The organism is Variovorax sp. GW821-FHT09D05, assembly GCF_059416325.1.
The window spans coordinates 1-1229 of sequence record NZ_JBWKOZ010000027.1 but is presented as its reverse complement, the minus strand read 5'-3'; the positions used below and the strand labels follow the sequence as shown (position 1 = coordinate 1229).

Genomic DNA, 1229 nt, shown 5'->3' with positions numbered 1-1229 from the left:
GGCGGATTCAACCGGTCGATGCAACACATTCGCTGAACATCTCAGCGGGTGTCTGGAAACCGAGCGTCTTGCGCGGCCTCTCGTTCAATTGTCTCGCGATCGCGTTGAGCTGGCGCTGTGAGAAGCCTGCGAGGCTCACGCCCTTGGGCATGTACTGCCTAAGCAAGCCATTGGTGTTCTCGTTGCTTCCGCGTTGCCATGGGCTTTGCGGATCGCAGAAGTAGACCCGGATGTCGGTGGCCATCGTGAATTTCTTGTGCGCGTGCATCTCCGTGCCTCGATCCCAAGTCAGTGACTTGTAGAGCTCCTGCGGCAGTTTGCGGGCGTTCTTGATGAGTGCATTGACGACCGTCTGCGAGTCCTTGCCATCCAGCTTCACCAACATCACGTATCGCGTTTGACGTTCAACCAATGTCGCGATCTGGCTGTTGCCACTGCCAAAGACCAGGTCGCCCTCCCAGTGACCAGGCACTGCTCGGTCTTCAACGCAGGCGGGCCGCTCACTGATCGAAACAGCATCGACGATCTTCCCGTGAATTGCCGTCTTCTGCGTGTAGTGGCGTGACCGGCGCATTCCACGGGTGCGCCGCAGGTGCTCCAACAACTCTTTCTTCAAGGCGCCACGCGCTTGAATGAACAGACTGCGGTAGATGGTCTCGTGTGACACGTGGTGGCTCTCGTCGCACGGATAAGTATGCCGGAGCCAACCTGCGATCTGTTCCGGCGACCAGAGCACGCGCAGCTTGTCCATCACGATGCGAGCCAATGCGCGGTTCTCACTCAGCTTGCAACGCTTGGGACGTCGCGCTCGATCCCAAGTCGCTTCATCGGCCAGGCTGGCACGGTAGCCATCGCTACCACCGTTGCGCTTGATCTCTCGACTGATCGTCGATGGTGCTCGCCCCAGTCGCGCTGCAGTGGATCGAATCGACTCGCCTGCCACCATCGCCCGCGAGATCTCCTCGCGCTCGGCCAACGTCAATGCAGTCGATGCGCGCGATCGCTGAGGCGGCCGGAATCCGCCCGTTTCCGCAAGTATTCGATGGATCGACGTGTGAGGCCGATCGAAGAGTTTGCCGATCTCATGCAACGTCCAGCCTTGCTTCCAGCGCTCCCACATCAGTGCCTTCTGGCTGCCTGAATAGTAGATTCTTGGTCGCCGCTTCATCTGCAACACTCCTTCCGCCTATGCGGTGGTTAGTGTGTTGCATCGACCGGTTGAATCCGCC

General features: G+C 59.3%; 1 protein-coding gene. It reads right to left on the bottom strand.

Annotated features, from left to right (window positions below; all coding sequences use genetic code 11):
• Positions 1-7: 7 nt before the first annotated feature.
• Entirely contained in the window at positions 8-1168 is a 1161-nt protein-coding gene (locus AC07O3_RS34485) for an IS30 family transposase (RefSeq protein ID WP_495341514.1), read from the bottom strand.
• Between the last annotated feature and the right edge of the window lie 61 nt (positions 1169-1229).

Coding starts and splice junctions, on each gene's coding strand:
- AC07O3_RS34485 (WP_495341514.1), bottom strand. CDS start 1,168: ATGAAGCGGCGACCAAGAATCTACTATTCAGGCAGCCAGAAGGCACTG.